Source organism: Pseudomonas sp. K5002, from assembly GCF_013386655.1.
Classification (GTDB): domain Bacteria; phylum Pseudomonadota; class Gammaproteobacteria; order Pseudomonadales; family Pseudomonadaceae; genus Aquipseudomonas.
Window position 1 is genome coordinate 1,008 of the sequence record NZ_JACARK010001281.1, and the last position, 672, is coordinate 1,679.

1 protein-coding gene is annotated in these 672 nt (G+C 62.5%); it reads left to right on the forward strand.

All coding sequences use genetic code 11. From position 1 onward, the window contains the following. Nucleotides 1-672 (forward strand): condensation domain-containing protein (locus HX846_RS40030; RefSeq protein ID WP_256740363.1); only part of this gene is annotated, 672 nt, incomplete at both ends.

Consider the following 672-nt stretch of genomic DNA (forward strand, 5'->3'; position numbering starts at 1 on the left):
TTCGGCGTCACCGTGGCCGGTCGCCCAACCGATCTGGCGGGTGTCGAGGAAATGGTCGGGCTGTTCATCAACAGCTTGCCGTTGCGCGTTGATGTCGACCCGCAAGCGCCAGTCGCGGGCTGGCTGCAGGCTCTGCTGTCACACAACGCTCGCCTGCGTGAACATGAAAGCGCATCGCTGGTGGATATCCAGCGCAGCAGCAACGTGCCTCGCGGCCAACCGCTGTTCGACAGCCTGGTGGTGTTCGAAAACGCACCGTTGGATATCAGCAGCGTGCAACTGGATGCCTTCAGCATCGATATCTATGAAGATCGGGTGCACACCAACTTCCCGATGACGGTGGTGTTGTACCCCGGCGATCGCCTGGGCATTCGCTTGTCCTATGACAACCAGCGCTTCAGCACCGACACCGTGCAGCGCATGCTCGGGCATCTGGTGCAATTGCTTTCGAGCATGCTCGACGCGCCAGAAGCGCCACTGGGCACGGTGCACATGCTGCCAGCCACCGAGCGCGAGCAACTGCAAGTGGCGTGGAACCGCAGCGAGGTCGATTTCCCGCTGGCTCGAGGCTACGCCGAGCTGTTCGCTGAACAGGCGCACCGCCGGCCACAACAGATTGCCGCTGTGCACCAGCACGAATCCTTGACCTACGCCGAGCTGGACCGTCGCGCC